Genomic DNA, 20,993 nt, shown 5'->3' with positions numbered 1-20,993 from the left:
CAAAGGCACACCCGGTTATCAAGAACCTTATAGAGGTTCCATGATAACTTCTAAATCAAATTATACGAGGGGGGCAAGAAATGCACATTCCTGACGGGTTTCTTGATGCGAAAACTTGTATCACTACGGCAGGTATTAGCTTAGGTGTTCTTGGCTACGGTGCGAGAAAGATACAGGAGCGTTTTGATGATCGGCAAATTCCTTATATGGGAGTGATGGCAGCCTTTATATTCGCCGCCCAAATGGTAAATTTTCCGGTGGCCGGCGGAACTTCCGGTCATCTGATTGGTGCTACCCTGGCGGCAATTACCCTAGGCCCATGGGCTTCCAGCATTATAATGACCATAATATTGATTATCCAGTGGCTGTTCATGAATGACGGGGGATTTACGGTTTTGGGAGCAAATATTTTCAATATGGCCCTGATTGGAACCTGGAGCGGATACCTGACTTTTCGTCTGGTGAAAGGTTTGGGGAGATCTAAAGGGTTCTTTCTGGCCGGAGCATTTTTGGGGGCCTGGGTTTCAGTGGTCCTTTCGGCGGCTGCTGTAGCGCTGGAACTGGGCTTTTCCGGAACTATAGCCCTGTCGGTAGTGCTTCTGCCAATGCTTTTCTGGCACACAATTATCGGTTTTGCTGAAGGGTTGATTACCGTGGCTATTCTTTCGTACCTTATTAAAGCTCGACCGGATTTAATATTAACAAACCATGAGGAGTCTGAGGTGAGGTAAGATGCGGAAAGAAGTAATTATAGGTTTGTTACTGGCCATATTGGTGGCTGTCCTATTGGCTCCTTTTGCTTCCAGCCTGCCTGACGGCCTGGAACGAGTGGCTGAAGACTTAGGGTTTATCGATGCTCAGAAAGCTCCTACCATTAACGTCGCTCTTATGGAAGATTATGTCATGCCAGGGGTGGCCAATATCCAAGTGGCCACTAGCCTGGCCGGTCTATTTGGTGTTATTATTACCTTTGTTGCTTCTTACTGGGTGGGGAAGCTGATTAGTGGGAAAATAAAATCCTAAGGCGGAGGGAAATTATGTGTACAGGTTCCTTGGAACATAGTCTTTCTTCGTCTAACTCTTCCAAAACCTTTTTTCATGGTTTGGATTCCAGGGTGAAGCTGCTTACTTCCATCGCTTTTGTGGTTCTGGTTGTATCCCTGCAATCGCTGTATTCGATTGCTCTGGCGGCTTTAGCTATAATCCTGATTATTGTGCTATCCGGAATTGGGGTAAGATATGCCATACGCCGCCTGGTTTGGATTCTCCCTTTCAGTGGAACAATAATTTTACTGGTTCCTTTTACTCACGGGGGTGAGCCGTTAGCTGCCTTTTCCCTACCAGGAATAACTTTGTATGTTAGCGGGGAAGGGGTATATAGGGCGTTACTGTTGGGAAGCCGGGTGATTGTATCAGTCCTTACTATTATGTTGGTTACCGCAACTACAACTTCTGTTGAGTTGTTGCGGGCCATGAGAGCGTTACACGTCCCCGTAATTTTTATTCGCTTAACGGAGTTTACCTGGAGGTATGTCTTCGTATTGCTCGATGAACTAAATCGTATGCACCAAGCCCGGAGAGCAAGAGGCTTTACCCTTCGTACCATATGGGATTCTTTTTCCCGCAAAACCCTGGCGGAAACCATAGGGATGCTTTTCCTGCGATCTTTACAGAGAGCAGAACGAGTATATCAGGCTATGCTGGCCCGAGGCTTTACCGGTGAAGTTAAGGGCAGAATGGATGGTCAAATCCGAGCAGTTGACTATATGTGGGGTTTAATGTTGGTATTGTTCTCTATTTTGCTCTTGTTAATTGATCGAGGAGGAATGACATGGAATCTGTAATCGAAGTTTCTGATCTCCATTTTGCTTACCGGGATGGTACAACGGCTCTGCGAGGGGTAAGCTTTTCCCTCGAACCAGGTTCGAAAGTAGCCTTACTGGGGTCGAACGGTGCTGGGAAATCGACCCTTCTTTTACACCTGAATGGACTGTTTTTACCCCAGCAGGGAATAATCCGCGTTCTAGGTAGAGAGATTAACAAGAAAACAGAGCTATGGGTACGTCAAAAAGTAGGAATAGTTTTTCAAGACCCAGATGATCAGGTGTTTTCCAGTACGGTCTGGGAGGATGTTGCTTTCGGACCGTTAAATATGGGGTTCTCTTCGGAAGAAGTGACCAGGCGAGTAAACTGGGCTTTAGAGGTAATGGGAATACAGCATCTGCAAGAGAAACCTCCTCATAACCTTAGTTACGGGCAAAAGAAAAGGGTAGCTATCGCTGGAGTTTTAGCGTTAGATCCGGAAATCGTTATTATGGATGAACCGATGGCTTTTCTGGATCCCAGAGGACAAGAGGACCTGAAGGAAATACTGGAATGGTTACATGAACAGGGAAAAACGTTAATAGTGGCTACTCACGACGTGGATTTTGCCGCTGCCTGGGCTGAAACAGTGCTTGTCATGAAGAATGGTGTTCTTCTCCGTGAGGGCACGAGGGAATTATTGACCGATGAAAAGATCATTGAAGAGGCCGGGCTTAGGCTTCCCCTGGTAGTGCAGATATTCCGACAACTGGGCATAGATACTGAAACGAGGTTACCCCTTTCCGTGGAGGAAGCTGTTAGACAAATTAGGATGCTGTTGGAAAGATAGAAGGGTTTTAGTGAAGCATTGTGGAATAAATAGCTAAAAATATTATCTATAGAAAGGGAGCTCGATAATGCACCTGGCGGACGATATTACCCAACTGATAGGGAAAACACCGATGGTAAGACTTAACTCTCTGCCGGAGCCAGGTTCCGCTGACCTGCTTCTAAAATTGGAGTCCTTTAACCCAGCAGGCAGTGTAAAGGACCGTATTGCCCTCAGTATGATTGACAAGGCAGAGAAAGAAGGGATTCTCAAGCCGGGCTCGGTTATCGTAGAACCGACTAGCGGCAATACAGGTATTGGCCTGGCTATGGTGGCTGCTGCGCGGGGATATCGCCTGATATTAGTGATGCCGGAGACGATGAGTATAGAAAGGCGCAAGTTGATGGCGGCCTTTGGAGCTGAGTTCGTCCTAACCCCGGGCGCCGAGGGAATGAAGGGCGCAGTGGCTAAGGCAACGCAGATTGTGCGAGAAAACCCTGATTACTTCATGCCGCAACAGTTTGAAAATCCTGCGAATCCCCAGATTCACCGGGAAACTACGGCTCAGGAGATCCTGGAACAGACCGGAGGAAATCTAGATGCTTTTGTGGCCGGAATAGGTACGGGAGGCACCATAACTGGAGTAGGGGAAGTCTTGAAAAAACAGTTGCCTCACGTTAAAGTAATAGGTGTAGAGCCGGCATCTTCCCCGGTGCTTTCGGGTGGAGAGCCTGGCCCCCATAAAATTCAGGGTATTGGTGCCGGATTTGTGCCAAAAGTTTTAAATCTGAATATTATAGATGAGATTGTTACGGTTTCCAATGAGGAAGCTATGGAGACGGCACGACTTTTAGCTCGCAGAGAAGGCATTCTGGCAGGAATATCTTCTGGAGCGGCTGTATATGCTGCCTTACAATTAGCCAAGAAACTAGGTAAAGGCAAAACAGTGGTTGCTGTCGCTCCGGATACAGGCGAGAGATATTTAACGACCGAGCTGTTTAAATTTCCTGCCCAGTAGCGGTTGTAATGCCGCAGGTTATCATCAAAAGGCCTCGAACACAAGAAAAACACGAGCCCCCTGTTCCGAACTTTCAATTGTAATTAATCCTTGCAACCCTTAAGGTTGGTTATTAAAATTATAAAAGTAGTTTGCAGTTTTTTTATAGTTTAGGAGGGGAACAACTCTATGGCTGGACATTCAAAATGGGCTAATATAAAGCATAAGAAAGCACGTATGGACGCAAAAAGAGGAAAATTATTCACTAAACTTGGACGGGAAATAATTGTAGCGGCTAAGCTAGGGGGCGGCGACCCGGAAGCAAACCCTCGGTTGAAGGCAGCTATACAGAAGGCCCGGGAGGCTAATATGCCTAATGACAATATCATCAGGGCCATCAAACGGGGAACCGGGGAAATTGAAGGAGCAGACTATGAGGAGGTCGTATACGAGGGTTATGGGCCGGGTGGAGTAGCATTACTTTTAAAGGCTACTACTGATAACCGGAACCGTACCGCTTCAGAAATAAGACACCTGTTTGCCAAAAACGGAGGAAACCTGGGAGAAAACGGTTGTGTCGCGTGGATGTTTGACATGAGGGGTCTTTTAACGGTAGATCTCAATGAGGTACAGCAGGATCCCGAGGAAATTATGCTGGAGAGCATAGAAGCCGGCGCGGAAGATGTTAGCGTAGAAGGAGAAACAGTGGAAATAATCACTGCGCCGGATGAGCTGATGACGGTTAAAGAAACCCTGGCCGAAAAGGGATATAAATTTACTATAGCTGAAGTAACTATGATACCCAAAACTACAGTTTCCGTCAGTGACAGAGAACAGGCGGAAAAGATATTAAAGCTGGTTGACGTTCTGGAAGACCATGATGACGTCCAGTCGGTGTACGCAAACTTCGATATTCCCGACGATTTGATGAAAGAAATTGGACAGTAAAAGGAGTTGCCTCCCGTAAAGGCAACTCTTTTTACTTATCTGCTTCGGTATTCATCGAGGGAGTCGAGCGCCTCCAACAATTCTTCTACACTGCCAAAGTTGAGCGTGCCTTCGCGTACCTGCTGTTGCCACGGTCGGGGAAGACTGTCTATTCTTACGTCGGTTACGGATACAACCCCTCCGTCTATGCCAACGGGTCCCCGGATTATAGCTACATAGTCACCATAGGCTCCCAAATGACGTTTTTTGGCATCTTCGGGGCACAGGTCTTCTATCTGCCTGCTAAGTATTATGTAGTCGCCGGCTTCATAAACGGTCCACCCTTCCTCCTGGGAGAAAGTTTGTTGCAATTCGTTTACAGAGAGACCGTCTAGATGCTGGATATCTTCCTTTTCTTTGGTTATCGTATGTTCACAGACCGCATAATATTCCTGAAATAAAAGCTTGCGCTCATTAGCCCTTTCTCCTTTGTCCTGGGAGGTGGCAGCAGCCGGCGTAAATATGGGTTTTTGTAACTTCGCGGTCCCGAAAAAGTTGTTGGAAGCCAGATATACTAAGAAGAAGCTTACTAAGGAAGCTAAACTGCAGGCTATTAGGATATGCTTATATTTTTTCCAAGCCATCTACAACCCTCCTTTGTAGGAATCCTTTAACTTATAGCTTATCCACTTTTAGATCGGCATATACCTGGATGAGAGATTACCTAATTTTGCTTCGTCAGCGTTAGGAGCTGAAAGTACAAAGCAAACAGCAGCCATCGGGAAAGAATGTTCTGCTACGAAAGGATAAGGCTATGGCATGTCGAATATAGAACGAAGAGGAGAGAAAATTCATGGTTATTTTGGGCATTGATCCCGGCACGGCTATCACCGGCTATGCAGTGATAGAGGCCTCGGACAACAGAATATCACCAGTTGATTACGGCTGCATCCGAACTAATGCTCAACATGCCCTTCCCCAGCGGCTGCAAACCATATACTTCCGGATACAGGAGTTGATAGAAAAGTACCGTCCCCAACATTGTGCCGTAGAGGAACTTTTTTTCAATAAGAACAGCAAGACAGCCATGGCTGTAGGTCAGGCACGGGGAGTGGCTTTACTGGCGGCGGCTAATGCGAATCTGGAAATCTACGAGTATACACCGTTACAGATTAAGCAAGCCGTAACGGGTTACGGTCGGGCCGACAAGTTTCAAATTCAGCAAATGGTTAAAATGCTTGCCGGGTTGAAGGAAGTTCCCCGGCCGGACGATGTAGCCGACGCTTTGGCGCTTACTATCTGTCATGTCCATGCTTATCGCATGCTTCAGGTTGTGTCTGCAAAGGGTGATACATATTGATAGCGTATTTGCGAGGAAATTTGCAGGATAAGGCGGCAGACAATATTGTAGTAGAGGTAGGAGGGATAGGATACCAGGTCATTGTCCCGGCGGGAGTACTTGCCAAACTGCCGCCTCCCGGGCAGTCAGTAATGGTTCATACTTATCTGCATGTCCGGGAAGATGGATTACAATTATTTGGTTTTTTGGATCTAGGAGAACTGGAGTTATTTAAAACCCTTCTCAGTGTTTCCGGTATGGGACCGAAAAATGCCATAGCGGCATTATCTACTATGCCGGCAGAGCAAATTAGACAGGCTATTATTACCGAGAATGTAAATGCTTTGACTAATATACCGGGTATCGGCAAAAAAACGGCTCAAAGGTTGATATTAGAGCTTAAGGATAAATTAGGCAAGCAGTTAAAGGAAGAGGTTTTGGTATCCACTGCACAAGGGGAAACCTCAGCGTTAAATGATGCCCTGGAAGCTTTGATCCAGTTGGGATATAGTCCTCAGGAGATACAAGGGCTACTCCGGAAAGGGCTCAAAGAACTGGGACAGAATGTACAGGCCAATGATCTGGTCCGTTTTGTTTTAAAGCAGTTAGGGAGAAGCTAGCAGGAGGTTCATATAATGACCGAGCGGTTGGTGTCTGCCAGAAAAAAAGAAGAAGATCTTTCTATAGAGAATAGCCTCCGGCCTCAAACTTTCAAGGAATTTATAGGGCAAAAAAAGGTGAAAGAAAAATTGGAAATTTTTATTCAAGCCGCCAGAGCTAGAGGGGAAGCTCTAGACCATGTTCTTCTGTACGGGCCTCCCGGACTGGGTAAAACAACACTGGCTCACATCATCGCTCAAGAGCTAAAGGTTAACATACGCATTACTTCCGGACCCGCCATTGAGAGACCGGGTGATCTGGCTGCTATTTTAACCAATCTGGAGCCTAATGATGTTTTATTTATCGATGAAATTCATCGCCTTCACCGCAGTGTGGAAGAAGTGCTTTATCCGGCTATGGAGGATTTCGGGCTGGATATAGTTTTGGGGAAAGGCCCCAGCGCTCGGTCTCTGCGCTTGGGTCTGCCTCCGTTTACTCTGGTAGGCGCTACCACCAGGGCCGGTTTATTGAGCTCACCGCTGAGAGACCGGTTTGGTGTGATAAGCAGGTTAGACTTCTACGAAAATGAAGAATTGGAGCAGATAATTATGCGGGCGGCTAAGATTTTAAATGTTTCTATCGATCATGAAGGAGCGAGAGAAATTGCCCGGCGCTCTAGAGGGACCCCTCGAGTAGCTAACCGGTTGTTGAAAAGAGTAAGAGACTATGCAGAAGTTAAAGCAGAAGGGAAGATTACGCGAGAAGTAGCCCGGGCAGCTCTTAAACTGTTGGAGATTGATGAATTAGGCTTAGATATGGTTGATCGAAAAATGCTTCTTGCTATAATTGAGAAATTTGATGGGGGACCTGTAGGTTTGGAAACCTTGGCCGCCACAATCGGAGAAGAGCCCGATACGGTAGAAGATGTATATGAGCCTTATCTTTTGCAGCTAGGTTACATAAGCAGAACGCCTCGCGGACGGGTAGTAACCAACCTGGCGTATCAACATTTTGATCTACCCATAAGAAAGGTCACCGGACAGGAAACTTTTTCCTTTTAGGTGACGGCCCGAGGTAACACCTCGGGTTTATTAATGACTGAACATATCGCTTAGCGGTATCAAGCGGGCGTACTCTTCTAAAGGGATACTGGTTTCCCAGTGACCGGTTAACTTGGCCAGGAGGATTACGGCTAAGAAAGTACCCCACAGGAGAATAATGTAGTGTGGAGGTTTTAGATATAACCTTTTTGCCGTAGAGGTTACCCTTAACGCTTCAGGAACGGGACAACTGTCGATGCAGTTCAGGCAGGCGGTACACTCGGGAGAATAGACCCTTCTCATTTGATCTACCTTAAGGTGATTGGGACAGTTTCTGGTACATGCCCTACAGCCAACACAGTAATTTTCTTCACGGGTGATTTTAAAGGGGCTAGCCAGGCTGAGAAGACCCAGCAGTGCTCCGTAAGGACAAAGATAGCGGCACCAGAAATGACGGATGATGAGCGAAAGTAGCATTAGAATCAGTAAAACCTTTACGGTAAAAGGACTGGGGGATAGAAAGAATTTCAACATTTTAACGTCGGCGATTTTATTGTACGGAGCGTGGAGAAAAGCACTTATGGCGGCGACCGGCATATCCAGAACTATAACTTTTAGGAAGAAACCCAGCACAAGATACTTGACAGCCATAAGCGGTTTGTCCAACCATCGGGGCAGGGTAATATTGGAACCGAAAATCTTTTGGCCCAGAAGTCCCAGGCCTTCCGAAAGAGTTCCTATAGGGCAAATCCAGCTGCAAAATCCTTTCTTAAATAGCCAGCTAACCAGCAACACGGCGATAAAAATGGCCAGTCCGGCCGGGTGAACGGAGTCAAAGACCCCGGTAGTCAACCATAGCTTAAAAGCCATTAAGGCACTTATGGGAAGAAACCCTTCCACGGAAGGGGGTCGGGATACAAATTGACGGCCTGCCTGTTCAAAAAAGCTTACAAATTGATAAAATCTCCAACCGATATAAAGTAGAAAAAGGGAAAAGGCAATCTGAATACTGTGACGAAGCCAGCGAATTTTTTTGAACATGATGTTTCCCTCCAGAACAGTTTTTTAAGACCATATTACTGCCTGGCAGCAAAAAAAGTCTGTAAGCTAAATCACCATTGTGACAAAAAATACACCTGCCTGTGTTGTATTTCACAGAACGGGGATCGTTTGCAGGTTATGATGGAAATAGAAAAAACGAGACGTTAGAGGGAGGTTGTTAATTATGAAAGTCAAAGTTGAGAGGGAGCTTTGTATAAGCTGTAGTCTTTGTGAGGTTACCTGTCCTGAAGTGTTCGAACTGGATGCGGAAGGCAAGTCTAGGGTGATGGTAGATGTGGTGCCGCCGGAACTGGAAAGTACAGTTAGAGAAGTAATTGATGATTGCCCTGTGGGAGCCATTTCGGAAGAGGAATAAGGTGGAGGTCAGGTAGAGTGTTAACCCGAAAGGGTTAAGGAGGAGGGAAAACATGAAATTGGTGGGCAATTGCCAGACAACTGCTATGGGAATTTTGCCCCACACCGAAATCAATCAGGCCCTCCGACTGGCTTTGTCCCTGGATATACCCTTTTGGCCTCAGTTGCCGAAGGTGAGTTTTTGCGAGGACATGTACGCCCAGGCTGCAGAGCAATTCCCGGGGGTAACTTTAGATTTGGAGGAACAGAGAGTTAACTTTTCTATGGATAAATTCTACCAGGATTTGCCTATATACGTGGAAAACCTGGATGACCTCAGATACTTTGCCATTTCGGAAAAATATTCTCCTGTTTACCATCGTTTTTTGAACCAGGACTTGCAGAATTATTCTGCCATAAGGGGACAGAACATAGGGCCCGTCAGTTTTGGCCTCAAGATAACCGATGAGACCAAAACCCCTATAATTTATCACGATGAAGTGAGACAGGTCATATTTGATTATATGGCCAAAAAAGTAACTCAGCAGTACCGGGAACTGCAAGAAAAAAACGAAAATGCTTTTGTTTGGGTAGATGAACCCGGGCTGGAATTAATTTTTATGGCTTTTACCGGCTATCCCAGTGAAAGAGCAAGGGAAGACTACCGGGAGTTTTTGCAGCATATAGCCGGTCCCAAGGGCGTTCACTTGTGCGGTAATCCCGACTGGTCTTTTCTGCTAAATCTTGACTTGGACATTCTTTCCATAGACATACTGCAGTGGGGGCACATTTTTGTTAAATACAAAGAGGAATTGAAAAAGTTCTTGGACAGAGGAGGTATTATCTCCTGGGGCATCACTCCTACTTTGACCGAGGAAGTCATCGCTGAAAATGTGGATACCCTTCTGGAAAAGTTAGAGGAGCTGTGGGACGCCTTATCTAGGGCCGGGATAGATAGGCGGCAGGTGGTGCGGCAGGCATGGCTGGCGCCTGCCCGGTGCTGTCTACTGAATGCGGATGGAGTCAAGTCCGTAGAGAAATCCTTTGCCATGCTGCGAGAACTGTCGGCCCGGCTGCGGGATAAGTATTCTTTAACCTGAAGATAATTATATTTGGTATTATTATCGGAATTGGATTTGTTTGTTACTAAAGACGGCAAGTTGCCGTCTTTTTTGTACGGACGAGCTGAATTTACAAGTAAATTTTTTCGGATGGCACATAAGAATGAATCATTTGATACACAAAATCAATCAGTTGACGGGTGATTTGTTCTGGATAACTGTAAATTCCATTCTTGCATTCGAAAGGATAGTGAAGTAATGGAGAATCAATTTTATTTTTTCTGATATTTTTCAGATAATCACGGGGCATGCGGAAAACGCCGATACTAATATCTTTGATTTTTTCGGCAGGCAATATAGAAAATGTTTCCTGGATACACTGTTTGTAGTGTTCTTGCCATTTTTCGATATACAGGATAGGATCAAAACACAGTCTAACTTTCCACCCGTCATTGATTGATTGTTTGATACATTTCAGTCTTGCATTGAGCGAAGGTGTTTTTTGTTCAAATTCGTTAATCGCTTCTTGAGGAGAGAGTGTCCACGCCAAAACAATATTTTCGGAGGGCGGTAAATGCCGGATGGCAGAATAATTGACGCTTTTGGTCCGCAGTTCGATTTGTAAATCCGGATGCCTTCGGGCATACTGAATCCACATCGAAGCAAAGGGTACTACGTTTTCAAAAGCGAGCAAGTCGGTATCGTAGGAAATAGAAAGGTAAACAGGATGCTTTTGTAAAAGAGACTCTAATTCCGAGAAAAAATCCTCAATGTTGACAAACACAACGATATTGGCAGATGGATACATTCCTTGAAGATAGCAATAATCGCACTCGTAAATGCAGTTCAAAACGGAGGAAGTATAGTAGAAGTGTTCATTTCCAAAATTTTGACAAACTTTTGTCCCTGGATAGATGAAGCGATCTTTTTTTACTGCTAAAATCAACTTCCGACTATTCTTTTGCAGAAAGAAATTTTGCCTGGTTCTACAAAAGACATCTTTATAATGATTGACTTCTATTCTGGTAGCGTGAGGAAACCGGTGGAGTACTTTTTTTGTGATGGGGTGAGTTGCTATACTTTTTTCAATATAAATATGGGAAAAGCTATTCATGAACAAGTTGTCTTTTGATTTGTTCAAAATAGATCTTCCCTTCGCTTTTCGACTTAGCCGTAACATTTAAAAAAGGTCGTAAGCACGCAAGGCTTTTTTGATAGCGTATTTTATACTGTTTTGCAAATTGTTTTAGTTGGTGGGTCATAGTGACAGATAATCGTAAATTTTGGCTTATTTGATGTAACATGTCATAGTCATTTTCAGTCAATATGTCACCAAAATTCATATTGAGTAGCTTAATATTATTGATCAATTCACAAATTACGGGTATGTTTTGGTGGATTAGTTCAGAAACCATTCGTTGGGACAACTTTTTTTCTTCTAAAAAATCAGAAACGATTTTAACACAGTAAATGTTATGAGGGGGCAGAAAAGAAGCAGCAGCTTCATAAAACCCGGCACCTTCCATATCGACGAAATTTCCTTCAATGGTGGAAACCATGTTTTTATAAACCGGGTGAGAAAAGGTTTCGAGTGTGCCTTCCACCAGGTGATGTTTAATTAAAATGTCGGGATAATATGTTCTTTTAGTTTCATGATGAATGATTTTATGGCATAGAACCGGAGTACCATGTTTATGGTCAGTACTGGTAGCACCACAAATCCCTATATTGAAAGCAGCATCCGTGCTTTTGACCTGGTACAGGGTCAACAAATGAGCAGTAGCAATAGCGGCAGCAAGAACTCCTGTCCCGCTAATGATGAGTGCCACATCCTGGCTACTATAAATTTCATATTTAGAGAATTGGGGTATTTTTTTTAAGCAAAAATAACGAATTAATGGTTTCGCTTCACTGTAAAAAGCCGTCACGATATAGAGCATCATCAAACACCCGGTTATTGCTTTGTCTCTATAAATTATATAAGACATTCTTGGATAAGTACAGCGATACGGAAGCGGGGATCATGTCAACCTACTGTAGGAATTTCGCGGGATACTCGCCGCCTGCAGGCCGCAAACTGTTAGATAAACGAAATATTATCACCAAGCGTCTCCAAAACCCGATATCGAAGATTGTCAAATGATGGCGATTATTGATAATTGATCGGAATGATCAGGTTTAATCGCCTTTTTTCCCCCGATAACATTTTACTTGTATTCAAGTGGGTGTTTGCAGAAGTGTCAACCCGGTTGCAGGAGGGTGACCTGCCGGCAAAATTTAAGAAAAATGTAAGAAAGATGAAAAGAAAGTGTAATAAGTTTTTGGTAATTTTAAGGCCGAAAACAGTCTCCTGATTTTGTGTTAAATTTCACATGCGCAGGCAGAGGGGGTGGAACGGGAGGTCTTGTTGCCAGCTGGGGATTACAAAGCCGGAAAGGAGGAGAGCTTTTGAAACCGGTTAGTAGATTGTGGTTGACTTTTTTGCTAGTTGTGGTGCTGGCTTTGTTTTTGCAAGGCTGTTCTAGTGGGAAAGAGGTTAAGGAAACTTCTGCAGTGGAAAACGAAACTGCTGTAGAGGCCGAGACGGTAGACTATACTCCCCAAAACGATGTGGAGGCCTATTATAAGGAAGTAATGCCCGGTAAGTTCAAGATGTGGAAGGAAAGTGCTCATGGCCGCAACGGGGTAACCTGTTCTGTCTGCCATGAGGACCTCAAGGATAACAAGCTTCCGGCGGAAAAGCTAGTTTACAACGGCGAGTTTGACACAGTTAAGCCGGAGACTTGTGCTAAATGTCACCAGAAAGAATATGAAGGATGGAAGAACACCCGTCATGTCCAGGCTGTAGAGTTTTCCAAGAAAAACGTCCGTTATCACCTGTTAGACGGATACCCGGCCATGCAGGTGCTAGGATGTAAGTCCTGTCACGAAAAAGTTGCCAAAACCTGTAGCAGTTGTCATACGGTGCACAGTACTGAGCTTCCCAAACCGCCGCTTAACATTACCAATGGGTGTGAGAACTGTCATATGGGACCTGACCACCCGCAGAGGGAAGCTTTTGAATCTTCCAAGCACCATCAGGTGGCGTTAGCTACAGGTGAACCTACTTGTATCACCTGTCATACTACCGAGGAAAACCGCCATGAGATTTTCCGTATTAAGGGAACGGAAGATCACGGCCGTACCAAGATGCTGCAAAACTGTCAGAACTGTCATAGCCGCGAGTTTGCGGAAGATGCTTTGGCGAAAGTCGATGAAATTAAGAAAGAAACCAATCGGATCATTGACGAAGCCCGCAAGATCATTCAGGGACTGTATCGCGACGGTATCCTCAAACCGAGCCCTGGTTCCTTGCTGGACGAAAACGGCATGCCTATGCTGAATGCTAAGGGAACCAGTTACAGTCACGTCAGCCATATTGAAAGTTTGATGTTTGAACTCTTCAAGTATGCCGGAGCGACAGCCATCAAAGGTGCTCAACACTTTGCTCCAGACTACGCCCACTGGCACGGAAATGCAGACTTGTGGCAGAAGTATCTTGAAATAAAGAATGAAGCGGAAAGGTTGAGGCTGGAAGCTAAGCTTAAGGAAAAACTGGGTATCGAAACGGAAGAGTATCCCATGTTTAAGTACTCGCAAGAAACCGGTAAGGAGTTGCAAGACTTAAATTAATTAGCGGACAGGAAATTTTAGAGACTGGGGGAAGAGGGTTATGGCCCTCTTCCTTTTTTTGAGTCACGGGATAGAACAGGTCTAGCTGGCTTTTTTATGGCATGTTTTGCTAGAATGGTGGGGGAGGTTTTACCGTAACTTTGTCGAAATAGCTTTAAAAAAGCTGGAGGTAAAAATATGTTTTCCCGCTTAACCCTGACTCAGCGCTTCATGCTAGTCATCACCATTGCGGTATTAATAGTGGCTACGGCCGCTTTTTGGTGGGACATGAAACTACAGCAGGAGTATGCCTTGAAGGAATTGAAAGAAAAGGCCCGGGTGATAGCACTGCAATTGGTGGCCACCCGCCAGTTTATAGCTGCCAACCAAGACCGGATTAACAGTGATTCTCAGGGTCACTTTGAATTTAAGGGCCTAAACCCGGCGGCGGTGGGTAAAGGTGTTGGTGATATTTTTAGCAGGTTAACCCGTTACCGGTTCAAGCAGACGCGGCTCGAGGTTAGAAATCCGGACAACGCACCGGACGATTACGAGAAGAAGGCTTTGTTGCGCTTTAAAGCTGAACCGGATTTAGAGGAGATCTGGGGCATCGATATAGTAGGAGGGGAAAAGGTATTCCGCTATTTAATTCCTTTATATTATGAGGAACCGTGCATGGCCTGCCATGGAAAGCCGGCGGGGGAAAAGGATATTTCGGGCAATCTAAAGGAAGGTCACGAGGCAGGAGAGTTGGCCGGTGCCATCAGTATTACTACTCCCATGAGTTACGTGGAGGAAGGTCTGCGGAGGACTTTTTACAGCCATTTGTTTTTCTTCGCGGCTTTAGTCGTCTGGTTGCTGTTTCTCTTAAACTGGTTTATGAACCGGTTGGTGAGTTCCCCTTTGCGAAGATTAATGGTCATGGCCTCTAGAGTGGGAAAGGGTGAATGGGGAGCTCTAGTAGATGAGACGAAAATGGCCGGTGAAATCCGGGAATTAGCCCGTCAGTTAAACTCTATGGCCGCCCAACTGAAAGAACTTTATGCCAAACTGGAAGTTAAGGTAGAAGAGCGGACCCGCCAGTTAAAGGAAGCCAACCGGCAACTACGGGCACAGCAGCAGCAATTGAAAGAACTAAACCGGGAGCTTAGAGAGGCCAATCGAGTAAAATCAGAATTTATGGCCAATATCAGCCATGAACTGCGCACTCCGCTTACTGCTATCCTTGCCTTTACGGAGATGCTTCTGGACGGTGCTGCCGGCAGGATTACGGAAGAACAAAAGGAATATCTACAGGATATTGCGGAAAGCGGGCAGCAACTACTCAAAATGATTGACGATTTATTGCGGCTCTCTAAAATTGAGGCAGGAAAGATGGAGTTAAACCGCAGCTTGATAGAAGTGTATCATTTGGTCGAGGGAGCCGTGCGCACGGTTAAACCGTTGGCGGAGCGGAAAGGCCTGGTGATCCATACGAAAGTCGAGGAAGGCCTGCCTAGTTTGTTCGCGGATCGAGAAAAACTGGGGCAGGTTTTGTTGAACCTTTTAAGTAACGCGGTTAAATTTACTCCCGCCGGGGGATATATAGAAGTTAGGGCGGGCCTGACCAAAGACGGCCGGGCATTTTCCTTTGCGGTCAAAGATACCGGTATCGGTATCGCGCCGGAGGACCAGAAAATCATTTTCGAGAAATTCCGACAGGTAGATGGTTCTCCCTCCAGGTCCTACGGAGGTAGCGGATTAGGATTGGCTTTGGCCAAGCATTTAGTCGAATTGCACGGCGGAGAGTTAACCGTGGAAAGTGAGCCGGGTAAAGGGAGTACTTTCACCTTTGTAATTCCTGCACAGCTGAGTGAGGGGGAAGTTTCATGAAACAAACCATTTTGGTGGTGGATGATGAGCCTAAAATATTAAAAATCCTGGAGCATTCTTTGCGGCGGGAAGGTTTCGAAGTTGTCAAAGCCGCCGACGGGGAAGAGGCTGTTATGCTGGCGCAGGAGAAGAAACCGGATTTAATTGTACTGGACCTTATGTTACCTAAGATAGATGGTTTTGAGGTCTGTCGTCGTGTGCGTAAATCGAGTGATGTTCCTATACTTGTCCTTTCGGCTAAAGGAAGCGAAGTGGATAAAATTGTTGGTTTCCAGCTGGGAGTAGACGATTACCTGACCAAACCTTTTAGCCCGGCTGAGCTGGTACTGCGGGTAAAGGCAATTTTACGGAGGGCTTCTACCTCCGAAATCGTTAAGAAGAGGAAGCAGCTTGTTTTCCCCGGCATCAAAATAGACCGGTCTACTCATACGGTGGAGGTGGCAGGAAAAGAGATAAACTTAACGGTTAAAGAATTTGAACTGCTATGGCTTTTGGCTTCCCATCCGCGCCAGGTATTTACCCGGGAACAGTTATTGGATAGAGTTTGGGACGGTGCTCACTGCGGGGAGGAAGGCAGTGTTACCGTTTTGGTACGCCGTCTCCGGGAGAAAATTGAACCGGACCCGGCTAATCCTCAGTTTATTAAGACCGTATGGGGATTGGGATATAAATTCGAAACCGATGACTTGAAGGTTGATTAGTAATTTAAAGATTGTTTGTAATATAATATATACTTAGTAAAAATAAAAATGCGGAGGTAATGTACGGTGAATGAGTGGAGTTCTTTAGGGAAGTTATTCATTATGTTTGGAATATTCGCCGTGATTATAGGTCTTTTTATGCTGGGAATGGGTAAAGTTTTCAATATTGGCCGACTGCCGGGGGATATTTACTACCAGAAAGGCAACTTTACATTTTACTTCCCGCTGGCTTCCAGTATTCTGTTGAGTATAATTTTAACTATTATCCTCAACCTGCTCTTACGCAGGTAATTTTATTTTGGAGTTTATTGACTTTTGCCTTCCACCCCCCGAAAAGCTTAAGTTCTTACGAACAAATGTAATGAGCGAGGTGATAGGGTTGGAGACTTTTGATGAAGATCCGTACGTGCTTCTTCATAAAGCTCGTGCCGGAGATAGACACGCTCGAGAGGAATTTACCAGGCGCTTCACCCCGTTTGTTTTGCGCGTAGCTTCGGAAAGTGTGGGAAGATATGTAGCGCTGGGACAGGATGATGAAAGCAGTATAGCCTTAATGGCTTTTAATGAAGCAATTGATCAATATGATCCAGGACAGGAAACTAATTTTTTGACTTTCGCCGAAACCGTTATCAAGAGGCGATTGATCGATTACCTTCGCCGGGAAACAAGACGACGGCAACGGGAATTTCTTATTTCCCCGGAAAAAACAGAGGAAGGATATCCGGATTCCTTCCCCGTATCTCTTCAGGAACGACAGGCCGTTGAAATTTTTAACCGGCAACAGGAGGCGAGTGAACGAAAAGAAGAGATAGCCCTATTTAAGAAGAGATTAGAGGAGTTTGGTATCTCGTTGCCGGATTTGGCCCGCTCATCGCCCCGTCATAAGAGTGCCCGTCGTAGAGCCATGGAGGCGGCAAGGATTTTAGCGGAGGAAGATTCTCTCCGGGAGTCTTTTCTTCGCCATAAAATGTTACCGCTCAAGGAACTGGAAATCAGAACCAGATTTAGTCGCAAGACCTTGGAACGTCACCGCAGGTACATAATAGCCATCGCCTTAATCTATGTAGATGAATTTCCTTACCTTAAAGAGTATCTTAAAGAGACTGATTCGACAGTTGAAAGGGGGTAGGACGGTTGAAGACAAAGGAACGGAAAGGACTGATTTTGGAAAAAACAGGAGATAAAGTTATAATACTCACGCCTGACGGAGAATTTGTCGAACGTTCTGCCCGCCTGGTCAAGGGAGAAATTGGAGATGAGATTTATTGGAATACACCTGTAAGGTTCGGAGGGATTGGTCGAAGATTACTGTTGGTCGCAGTGGCTGTTCTCTTTTTCTTCCTATTGCCCGGGATTGTTTCCCATTTTATCTGGCTGCCTGTAAATCAGGAGGCAGTAGCCTTTGTGAGCGTAGATATTAATCCTAGTATAGAGATTGCCTTAAATCGTCAGCAAAAAGTTATTTCTGCTTCTGCCTTTAATGATGACGGCAGGCGGCTGCTGGAAGGTCTTAAACTTAAAGGGTGGGTGGCGGAGAAAGCGATAGCCATGATTATCCAAGAGGCGGCAAGGGCAGGGTTTTTCCAGCCGGACCAGGAGAATACGGTAATTCTGGGAGTTTCGCCTGGGGGAGCCGAACAGGAATGGGTTGAAAAAGTAGAGAGAAAACTTAGAAATACCGCAAGGCAAACGGTGGAAGAAATACAGGTAGATGCTCTGGTAGAAACTGTGCGCCTAACTTCAGAAGATCGAGCTCAAGCCAGGAAATTAGGCCTTTCCCCGGGGAAATACGCTATCTTTATGGAAGCCGTGGCCTCCGGCCTAAAGGTAACGGTTGAAGATATGCGGGAGAAAAGTGTGGCCCATGCCATTAAAGAGGCCGGGGGTAAAGTGGGCGAGGTTATGAGGCGGGCCCACTGGAAGAAGAATTTTCACCGGATGATCAATAAAAAAGATACCGGGCACGATAATGGCGCGAGCACGGAACCGGAAGGTTTTCCGCCAAAAAGCAACTACGGGACGAATGATGATTTGGGGCAGCAGAATAACCTAATGGGGCCGTATCAGACCAAACCGGCGGCAGGTAAACACGTTTACTCTCCTGGCCGAGGAAGGCCCGCTTCTCCGGAGCTTGAAAAAGTTCAGAAGAGAAGACTGAAGCAGCGTCCCCCCAAATTCGGTAGCAAGCAGAAAGTTAACCACCAATAGTCTGGCTGAAACGGCAGGACTCTTATCGTTTTTGTCGAAACCAAAACAGGTAGTGCCTTTTTGAGGAGAGATGAAAGTGGAGCGAAAGAAGTTAGTATGGTTAATAGGGTTTCTGCTGATTTCTTTTTTTATGAGTGAGTTTAAGGTCAGTGCGGAAGAAATAGTACCTATCAGGGTCCGTCTGGCTTCGGGGAATGATGCCGTGAGTTTTCGCGTGGTAGAAGGAAAATATGAACTGGTGGACGGTGCCCTAAATTTACCTATTGGTTCTCCTCTCCCCGGCGAGATCTGGACGATTCGTAAAGAAGGGCTCAACCTGAAGGTTGCCGTAAACGGCCAATTACAAGAAATACCTTACGAAGGTCCTCTCTTTCTCACTCAGAAGGACACCTCTCAATTGAACCTATTTAGCTATAATGACACGCGCTACCGGGGGGATCTGGTTATTTACAATACTCAAAACGGTCTGCTGGTAGTCAACGTTTTGGATATTGAAAAGTACCTCTATGGTGTAGTAGGCAGAGAAATGGGGTACTGGGCGGAAGAAGAGGCTTTGAAAACCCAGGCGATAGTTTCCCGGACCTATGCCTTAAGTCGCAGGAATCCGGACCGGCTGTATGATGTAGGTTTAGATACTTTTACGCAAGTCTACGGTGGATATGAGGCAGAGCTGGAGCCTGGGGCCGATAGAGTTAAAAAGGCGGTTGATGCCACTGCCGGACTGGTAATCTATTATGACGGGCAGCTTATTGAAGCTTTCTTTCATGCCAATGCCGGGGGTTATACGGAAAGTAGCGAGAATGTATGGTCGGAAGCAAGGCCGTACTTAAAGGCGGTACCTTCTCCGTGGGATGAATATGCCTTAAAATACCCGAAGCAAAGTAGTGGCTGGCCAGCCAACACCTATAGCTGGGTTAAAACTTTTACTCGCCAGGAACTTGAGGAACAGTTGGAGCAGTGGAATGAGCAGAATCAGATCCTCGGACGGGATGACAGGGTGGTTAGAGTGGGAAAAATCTTGGCCCTTAAAACCTACCGGTTTGCAAAGGATAGCCGGGAGAGTAATGCTTCCGGCCGGGTAACCCGCCTGGATCTAATTGGAAACAGGGGGACCAAGACTTTCTGGCGGGATACCATCCGCTCCGTATTTGGTCTTAAGAGTACCCTTTTTGAAGTGAAGTTTGATTCCACGGTTAGCATTTTATCTGGAGTGGGTGAACAGGTTGAGGTGCATAATGGTAGCAGTATATTTGCTATCGGTGCAGAAGAAAATCGTTTAACTCCTAATGGTAACAGGGAAACTTATGTGGTGAAAGGTATGGAAAGCCGGCGAGTTATTCCGAAGGAGTTCCGGAACGTTACTTTTGTGGGTAGGGGCCACGGGCATGGAGTAGGCCTCAGCCAGTGGGGCGCCCGGGGTATGGCGGCGGCCGGGCATAATTATCAGGAAATAATCGAACACTATTATAACCAGGGCAAGAAAGACGGTAGGTTGACGATCGGGCCTTATCGGTTGAAGACCGAAGGTGGCGAAAAATGAGAGTAGCGGATTTTGATTACCAGTTGCCGGAAGAATTAATTGCCCAGGAACCGGTGGAGCCCAGAGATTCTTCCCGGTTAATGATTCTGCACCGAAAAACCGGAAAAATTGAACATCGGATTTTTAGGGATATAGTTGAATACCTTCGCCCGGGGGACGTAATGGTTCTTAACAACACGCGGGTAATACCGGCTCGGCTTTACGGGCGGAAGGCGGAAACGGGAGCTCAAGTTGAGGTATTTTTGCTTACGCACCGCGAGGGAGACTGTTGGGAGACATTGGTAAGACCTGGAAAAAAAGTGAAGCCCGGCAATTCTATTATTTTTGGTAACGGAGAACTGGTGGGGAAGGTTGTGGGCTACACGGAAGCGGGTGGTAGGCTAATACAATTCCAATACGATGGGAGTTGGGAAGCAGTAATAAATCGTTTAGGCAGGACTCCTTTGCCGCCTTATATCAGGACGGCGAAAGAATACCGGGAAAGATACCAGACGGTATATGCCCTTCACGAAGGGTCAGTGGCGGCGCCTACGGCAGGACTTCACTTTACTCCGGAATTGTTGGAGCAGATTAAGAAACGAGGTATCAAGGTGGTCTTTTTACTTCTCCATGTAGGTTTGGGGACATTTCAGCCCGTCAAAACCGATAGAGTTGAAGACCATAGAATGCATGCGGAATATTACCGGCTTTCTTCCGATACGGCTGAAACGATTAATCATGCCCGTCGGAAGGGTGGTAGGGTAATTGCGGTAGGGACTACTACCGTACGCACTTTAGAAACGGTAGCTGATGAAGAAGGAAACGTACGTTCTGGAGAAGGTTGGACCGACATCTTTATCTATCCTGGCCATCGTTTCCGGGCTGTTGACGCCCTGGTAACTAATTTTCATTTACCGCGATCGACCCTTCTTATGTTAGTAAGCGCGTTTGCCGGTAGGGATAAAATTATGGAAGCTTACCGGGAAGCCATTGATAAAAATTATCGTTTTTATAGCTTTGGTGATGCCATGTTGATTCTATAGATTTTTAC

The 20,993-nt window shown here is 45.8% G+C and carries 23 protein-coding genes; 19 read left to right on the top strand and 4 right to left on the bottom strand.

What is annotated here, in order from left to right; all coding sequences use genetic code 11:
• The first annotated feature begins 80 nt into the window (after nucleotides 1-80).
• From KKC1_RS08390 to KKC1_RS08365, 6 genes are all read left to right on the top strand, one after another.
• Nucleotides 81-731 (top strand): energy-coupling factor ABC transporter permease, encoded by a 651-nt coding sequence (locus KKC1_RS08390; protein ID WP_088554019.1) that lies wholly within the window; start codon nucleotides 81-83, stop codon nucleotides 729-731.
• Nucleotide 732: 1 nt separating this feature from the next.
• Nucleotides 733-1,023, top strand: a complete 291-nt coding sequence (locus KKC1_RS08385; RefSeq protein WP_088554018.1) for a PDGLE domain-containing protein — start codon at nucleotides 733-735, stop codon at nucleotides 1,021-1,023.
• Between the two features lie 14 nt (nucleotides 1,024-1,037).
• Nucleotides 1,038-1,844, top strand: coding sequence for a cobalt ECF transporter T component CbiQ (gene cbiQ / locus KKC1_RS08380; RefSeq protein ID WP_088554017.1), 807 nt, complete (start codon nucleotides 1,038-1,040; stop codon nucleotides 1,842-1,844).
• Nucleotides 1,832-2,653 (top strand): ATP-binding cassette domain-containing protein, encoded by an 822-nt coding sequence (locus KKC1_RS08375; protein WP_088554016.1) that lies wholly within the window; start codon nucleotides 1,832-1,834, stop codon nucleotides 2,651-2,653. Before cbiQ ends, KKC1_RS08375 begins: the two co-directional genes overlap by 13 nt.
• 67 nt (nucleotides 2,654-2,720) lie before the next feature.
• Complete coding sequence (gene cysK / locus KKC1_RS08370) at nucleotides 2,721-3,650, top strand: cysteine synthase A (RefSeq protein ID WP_088554015.1); 930 nt, start codon at nucleotides 2,721-2,723, stop codon at nucleotides 3,648-3,650.
• A gap of 168 nt (nucleotides 3,651-3,818) precedes the next feature.
• On the top strand, nucleotides 3,819-4,577 hold the full coding sequence (locus tag KKC1_RS08365) for a YebC/PmpR family DNA-binding transcriptional regulator (protein WP_088554014.1): 759 nt from the start codon (nucleotides 3,819-3,821) through the stop codon (nucleotides 4,575-4,577).
• A 35-nt stretch (nucleotides 4,578-4,612) separates the two neighbouring features.
• Here the strand turns inward: KKC1_RS08365 and KKC1_RS08360 are convergent, their stop codons facing one another.
• Entirely contained in the window at nucleotides 4,613-5,200 is a 588-nt protein-coding gene (locus KKC1_RS08360) for a hypothetical protein (protein ID WP_088554013.1), read from the bottom strand.
• Between the two features lie 209 nt (nucleotides 5,201-5,409).
• On the opposite strand from KKC1_RS08360, the gene ruvC reads away from it, so the two are divergent.
• Genes ruvC through ruvB form a run of 3 tightly spaced genes read left to right on the top strand, consistent with a single transcriptional unit; the run spans nucleotide 5,410 to nucleotide 7,556 of the window.
• On the top strand, nucleotides 5,410-5,916 hold the full coding sequence (gene ruvC, locus KKC1_RS08355; RefSeq protein ID WP_088554012.1) for a crossover junction endodeoxyribonuclease RuvC: 507 nt from the start codon (nucleotides 5,410-5,412) through the stop codon (nucleotides 5,914-5,916).
• Entirely contained in the window at nucleotides 5,913-6,515 is a 603-nt protein-coding gene (gene ruvA, locus KKC1_RS08350; RefSeq protein ID WP_192868149.1) for a Holliday junction branch migration protein RuvA, read from the top strand. The genes ruvC and ruvA overlap by 4 nt, the downstream gene beginning before the upstream one ends.
• A 15-nt stretch (nucleotides 6,516-6,530) precedes the next feature.
• Nucleotides 6,531-7,556: a Holliday junction branch migration DNA helicase RuvB gene (gene ruvB, locus KKC1_RS08345; protein WP_192868148.1), complete on the top strand. Its 1,026-nt coding sequence runs from the start codon at nucleotides 6,531-6,533 to the stop codon at nucleotides 7,554-7,556.
• Nucleotides 7,557-7,586: 30 nt separating this feature from the next.
• Here the strand turns inward: ruvB and KKC1_RS08340 are convergent, their stop codons facing one another.
• Nucleotides 7,587-8,576 carry a 4Fe-4S binding protein gene (locus KKC1_RS08340; RefSeq protein ID WP_088554009.1) on the bottom strand — a complete coding sequence of 330 codons (990 nt, stop codon included), beginning with the start codon at nucleotides 8,574-8,576 and terminating at the stop codon, nucleotides 7,587-7,589.
• Between the two features lie 184 nt (nucleotides 8,577-8,760).
• Between KKC1_RS08340 and KKC1_RS08335 the strand changes: the two genes are divergently transcribed.
• Both KKC1_RS08335 and KKC1_RS08330 read left to right on the top strand, forming a co-directional pair.
• The gene (locus KKC1_RS08335; RefSeq protein WP_088554008.1) at nucleotides 8,761-8,952 is read left to right on the top strand and encodes a ferredoxin; all 192 of its coding nucleotides are present in this window, start codon (nucleotides 8,761-8,763) and stop codon (nucleotides 8,950-8,952) included.
• Nucleotides 8,953-9,004: 52 nt separating this feature from the next.
• The gene (locus KKC1_RS08330; RefSeq protein ID WP_088554007.1) at nucleotides 9,005-10,030 is read left to right on the top strand and encodes a uroporphyrinogen decarboxylase/cobalamine-independent methonine synthase family protein; all 1,026 of its coding nucleotides are present in this window, start codon (nucleotides 9,005-9,007) and stop codon (nucleotides 10,028-10,030) included.
• A 91-nt stretch (nucleotides 10,031-10,121) separates the two neighbouring features.
• On the opposite strand, the gene KKC1_RS08325 is transcribed toward KKC1_RS08330, so the two are convergent.
• Both KKC1_RS08325 and KKC1_RS08320 read right to left on the bottom strand, forming a co-directional pair.
• Complete coding sequence (locus KKC1_RS08325; RefSeq protein ID WP_202820011.1) at nucleotides 10,122-11,132, bottom strand: SPL family radical SAM protein; 1,011 nt, start codon at nucleotides 11,130-11,132, stop codon at nucleotides 10,122-10,124.
• Complete coding sequence (locus KKC1_RS08320; protein ID WP_238134244.1) at nucleotides 11,098-11,919, bottom strand: 5'-methylthioadenosine/S-adenosylhomocysteine nucleosidase family protein; 822 nt, start codon at nucleotides 11,917-11,919, stop codon at nucleotides 11,098-11,100. Before KKC1_RS08320 ends, KKC1_RS08325 begins: the two co-directional genes overlap by 35 nt.
• Before the next feature lie 520 nt (nucleotides 11,920-12,439).
• On the opposite strand from KKC1_RS08320, the gene KKC1_RS08310 reads away from it, so the two are divergent.
• From KKC1_RS08310 to queA, 8 genes are all read left to right on the top strand, one after another.
• A complete protein-coding gene (locus KKC1_RS08310; protein ID WP_088554003.1) occupies nucleotides 12,440-13,663 on the top strand; it encodes a multiheme c-type cytochrome in 1,224 nt (407 codons plus the stop codon).
• 177 nt (nucleotides 13,664-13,840) lie between these two features.
• Nucleotides 13,841-15,514, top strand: coding sequence for an ATP-binding protein (locus KKC1_RS08305; RefSeq protein ID WP_088554002.1), 1,674 nt, complete (start codon nucleotides 13,841-13,843; stop codon nucleotides 15,512-15,514).
• Nucleotides 15,511-16,215, top strand: a complete 705-nt coding sequence (locus tag KKC1_RS08300) for a response regulator transcription factor (protein ID WP_088554001.1) — start codon at nucleotides 15,511-15,513, stop codon at nucleotides 16,213-16,215. The genes KKC1_RS08305 and KKC1_RS08300 overlap by 4 nt, the downstream gene beginning before the upstream one ends.
• A 66-nt stretch (nucleotides 16,216-16,281) precedes the next feature.
• A complete protein-coding gene (locus KKC1_RS08295) occupies nucleotides 16,282-16,506 on the top strand; it encodes a DUF2905 domain-containing protein (RefSeq protein ID WP_088554000.1) in 225 nt (74 codons plus the stop codon).
• 88 nt (nucleotides 16,507-16,594) lie between these two features.
• Nucleotides 16,595-17,344, top strand: coding sequence for an RNA polymerase sigma-I factor (gene sigI / locus KKC1_RS08290; protein WP_192868147.1), 750 nt, complete (start codon nucleotides 16,595-16,597; stop codon nucleotides 17,342-17,344).
• Nucleotides 17,345-17,349: 5 nt separating this feature from the next.
• Nucleotides 17,350-18,423 (top strand): anti-sigma factor domain-containing protein, encoded by a 1,074-nt coding sequence (locus KKC1_RS08285; RefSeq protein WP_088553998.1) that lies wholly within the window; start codon nucleotides 17,350-17,352, stop codon nucleotides 18,421-18,423.
• A 76-nt stretch (nucleotides 18,424-18,499) separates the two neighbouring features.
• Nucleotides 18,500-19,963, top strand: coding sequence for a SpoIID/LytB domain-containing protein (locus KKC1_RS08280; protein WP_202820010.1), 1,464 nt, complete (start codon nucleotides 18,500-18,502; stop codon nucleotides 19,961-19,963).
• Complete coding sequence (gene queA / locus KKC1_RS08275) at nucleotides 19,960-20,985, top strand: tRNA preQ1(34) S-adenosylmethionine ribosyltransferase-isomerase QueA (RefSeq protein ID WP_088553996.1); 1,026 nt, start codon at nucleotides 19,960-19,962, stop codon at nucleotides 20,983-20,985. Before KKC1_RS08280 ends, queA begins: the two co-directional genes overlap by 4 nt.
• Nucleotides 20,986-20,993 lie beyond the last annotated feature (8 nt).

The sequence above is a fragment of the Calderihabitans maritimus genome (assembly GCF_002207765.1).
Lineage (GTDB): Bacteria > Bacillota > KKC1 > Calderihabitantales > Calderihabitantaceae > Calderihabitans > Calderihabitans maritimus.
The sequence above is the reverse complement of the archived record's forward strand: the minus strand, read 5'-3'. Positions and strand labels throughout refer to the sequence as shown.

Bases quoted from the DNA above. Each gene is read 5' to 3' on its own strand.
- KKC1_RS08390 (WP_088554019.1), top strand. From the start codon at position 81: ATGCACATTCCTGACGGGTTTCTTGATGCGAAAACTTGTATCACTACG.
- KKC1_RS08385 (WP_088554018.1), top strand. From the start codon at position 733: ATGCGGAAAGAAGTAATTATAGGTTTGTTACTGGCCATATTGGTGGCT.
- cbiQ (WP_088554017.1), top strand. From the start codon at position 1,038: ATGTGTACAGGTTCCTTGGAACATAGTCTTTCTTCGTCTAACTCTTCC.
- KKC1_RS08375 (WP_088554016.1), top strand. From the start codon at position 1,832: ATGGAATCTGTAATCGAAGTTTCTGATCTCCATTTTGCTTACCGGGAT.
- cysK (WP_088554015.1), top strand. From the start codon at position 2,721: ATGCACCTGGCGGACGATATTACCCAACTGATAGGGAAAACACCGATG.
- KKC1_RS08365 (WP_088554014.1), top strand. From the start codon at position 3,819: ATGGCTGGACATTCAAAATGGGCTAATATAAAGCATAAGAAAGCACGT.
- KKC1_RS08360 (WP_088554013.1), bottom strand. From the start codon at position 5,200: ATGGCTTGGAAAAAATATAAGCATATCCTAATAGCCTGCAGTTTAGCT.
- ruvC (WP_088554012.1), top strand. From the start codon at position 5,410: ATGGTTATTTTGGGCATTGATCCCGGCACGGCTATCACCGGCTATGCA.
- ruvB (WP_192868148.1), top strand. From the start codon at position 6,531: ATGACCGAGCGGTTGGTGTCTGCCAGAAAAAAAGAAGAAGATCTTTCT.
- KKC1_RS08340 (WP_088554009.1), bottom strand. From the start codon at position 8,576: ATGTTCAAAAAAATTCGCTGGCTTCGTCACAGTATTCAGATTGCCTTT.
- KKC1_RS08335 (WP_088554008.1), top strand. From the start codon at position 8,761: ATGAAAGTCAAAGTTGAGAGGGAGCTTTGTATAAGCTGTAGTCTTTGT.
- KKC1_RS08330 (WP_088554007.1), top strand. From the start codon at position 9,005: ATGAAATTGGTGGGCAATTGCCAGACAACTGCTATGGGAATTTTGCCC.
- KKC1_RS08305 (WP_088554002.1), top strand. From the start codon at position 13,841: ATGTTTTCCCGCTTAACCCTGACTCAGCGCTTCATGCTAGTCATCACC.
- KKC1_RS08300 (WP_088554001.1), top strand. From the start codon at position 15,511: ATGAAACAAACCATTTTGGTGGTGGATGATGAGCCTAAAATATTAAAA.
- queA (WP_088553996.1), top strand. From the start codon at position 19,960: ATGAGAGTAGCGGATTTTGATTACCAGTTGCCGGAAGAATTAATTGCC.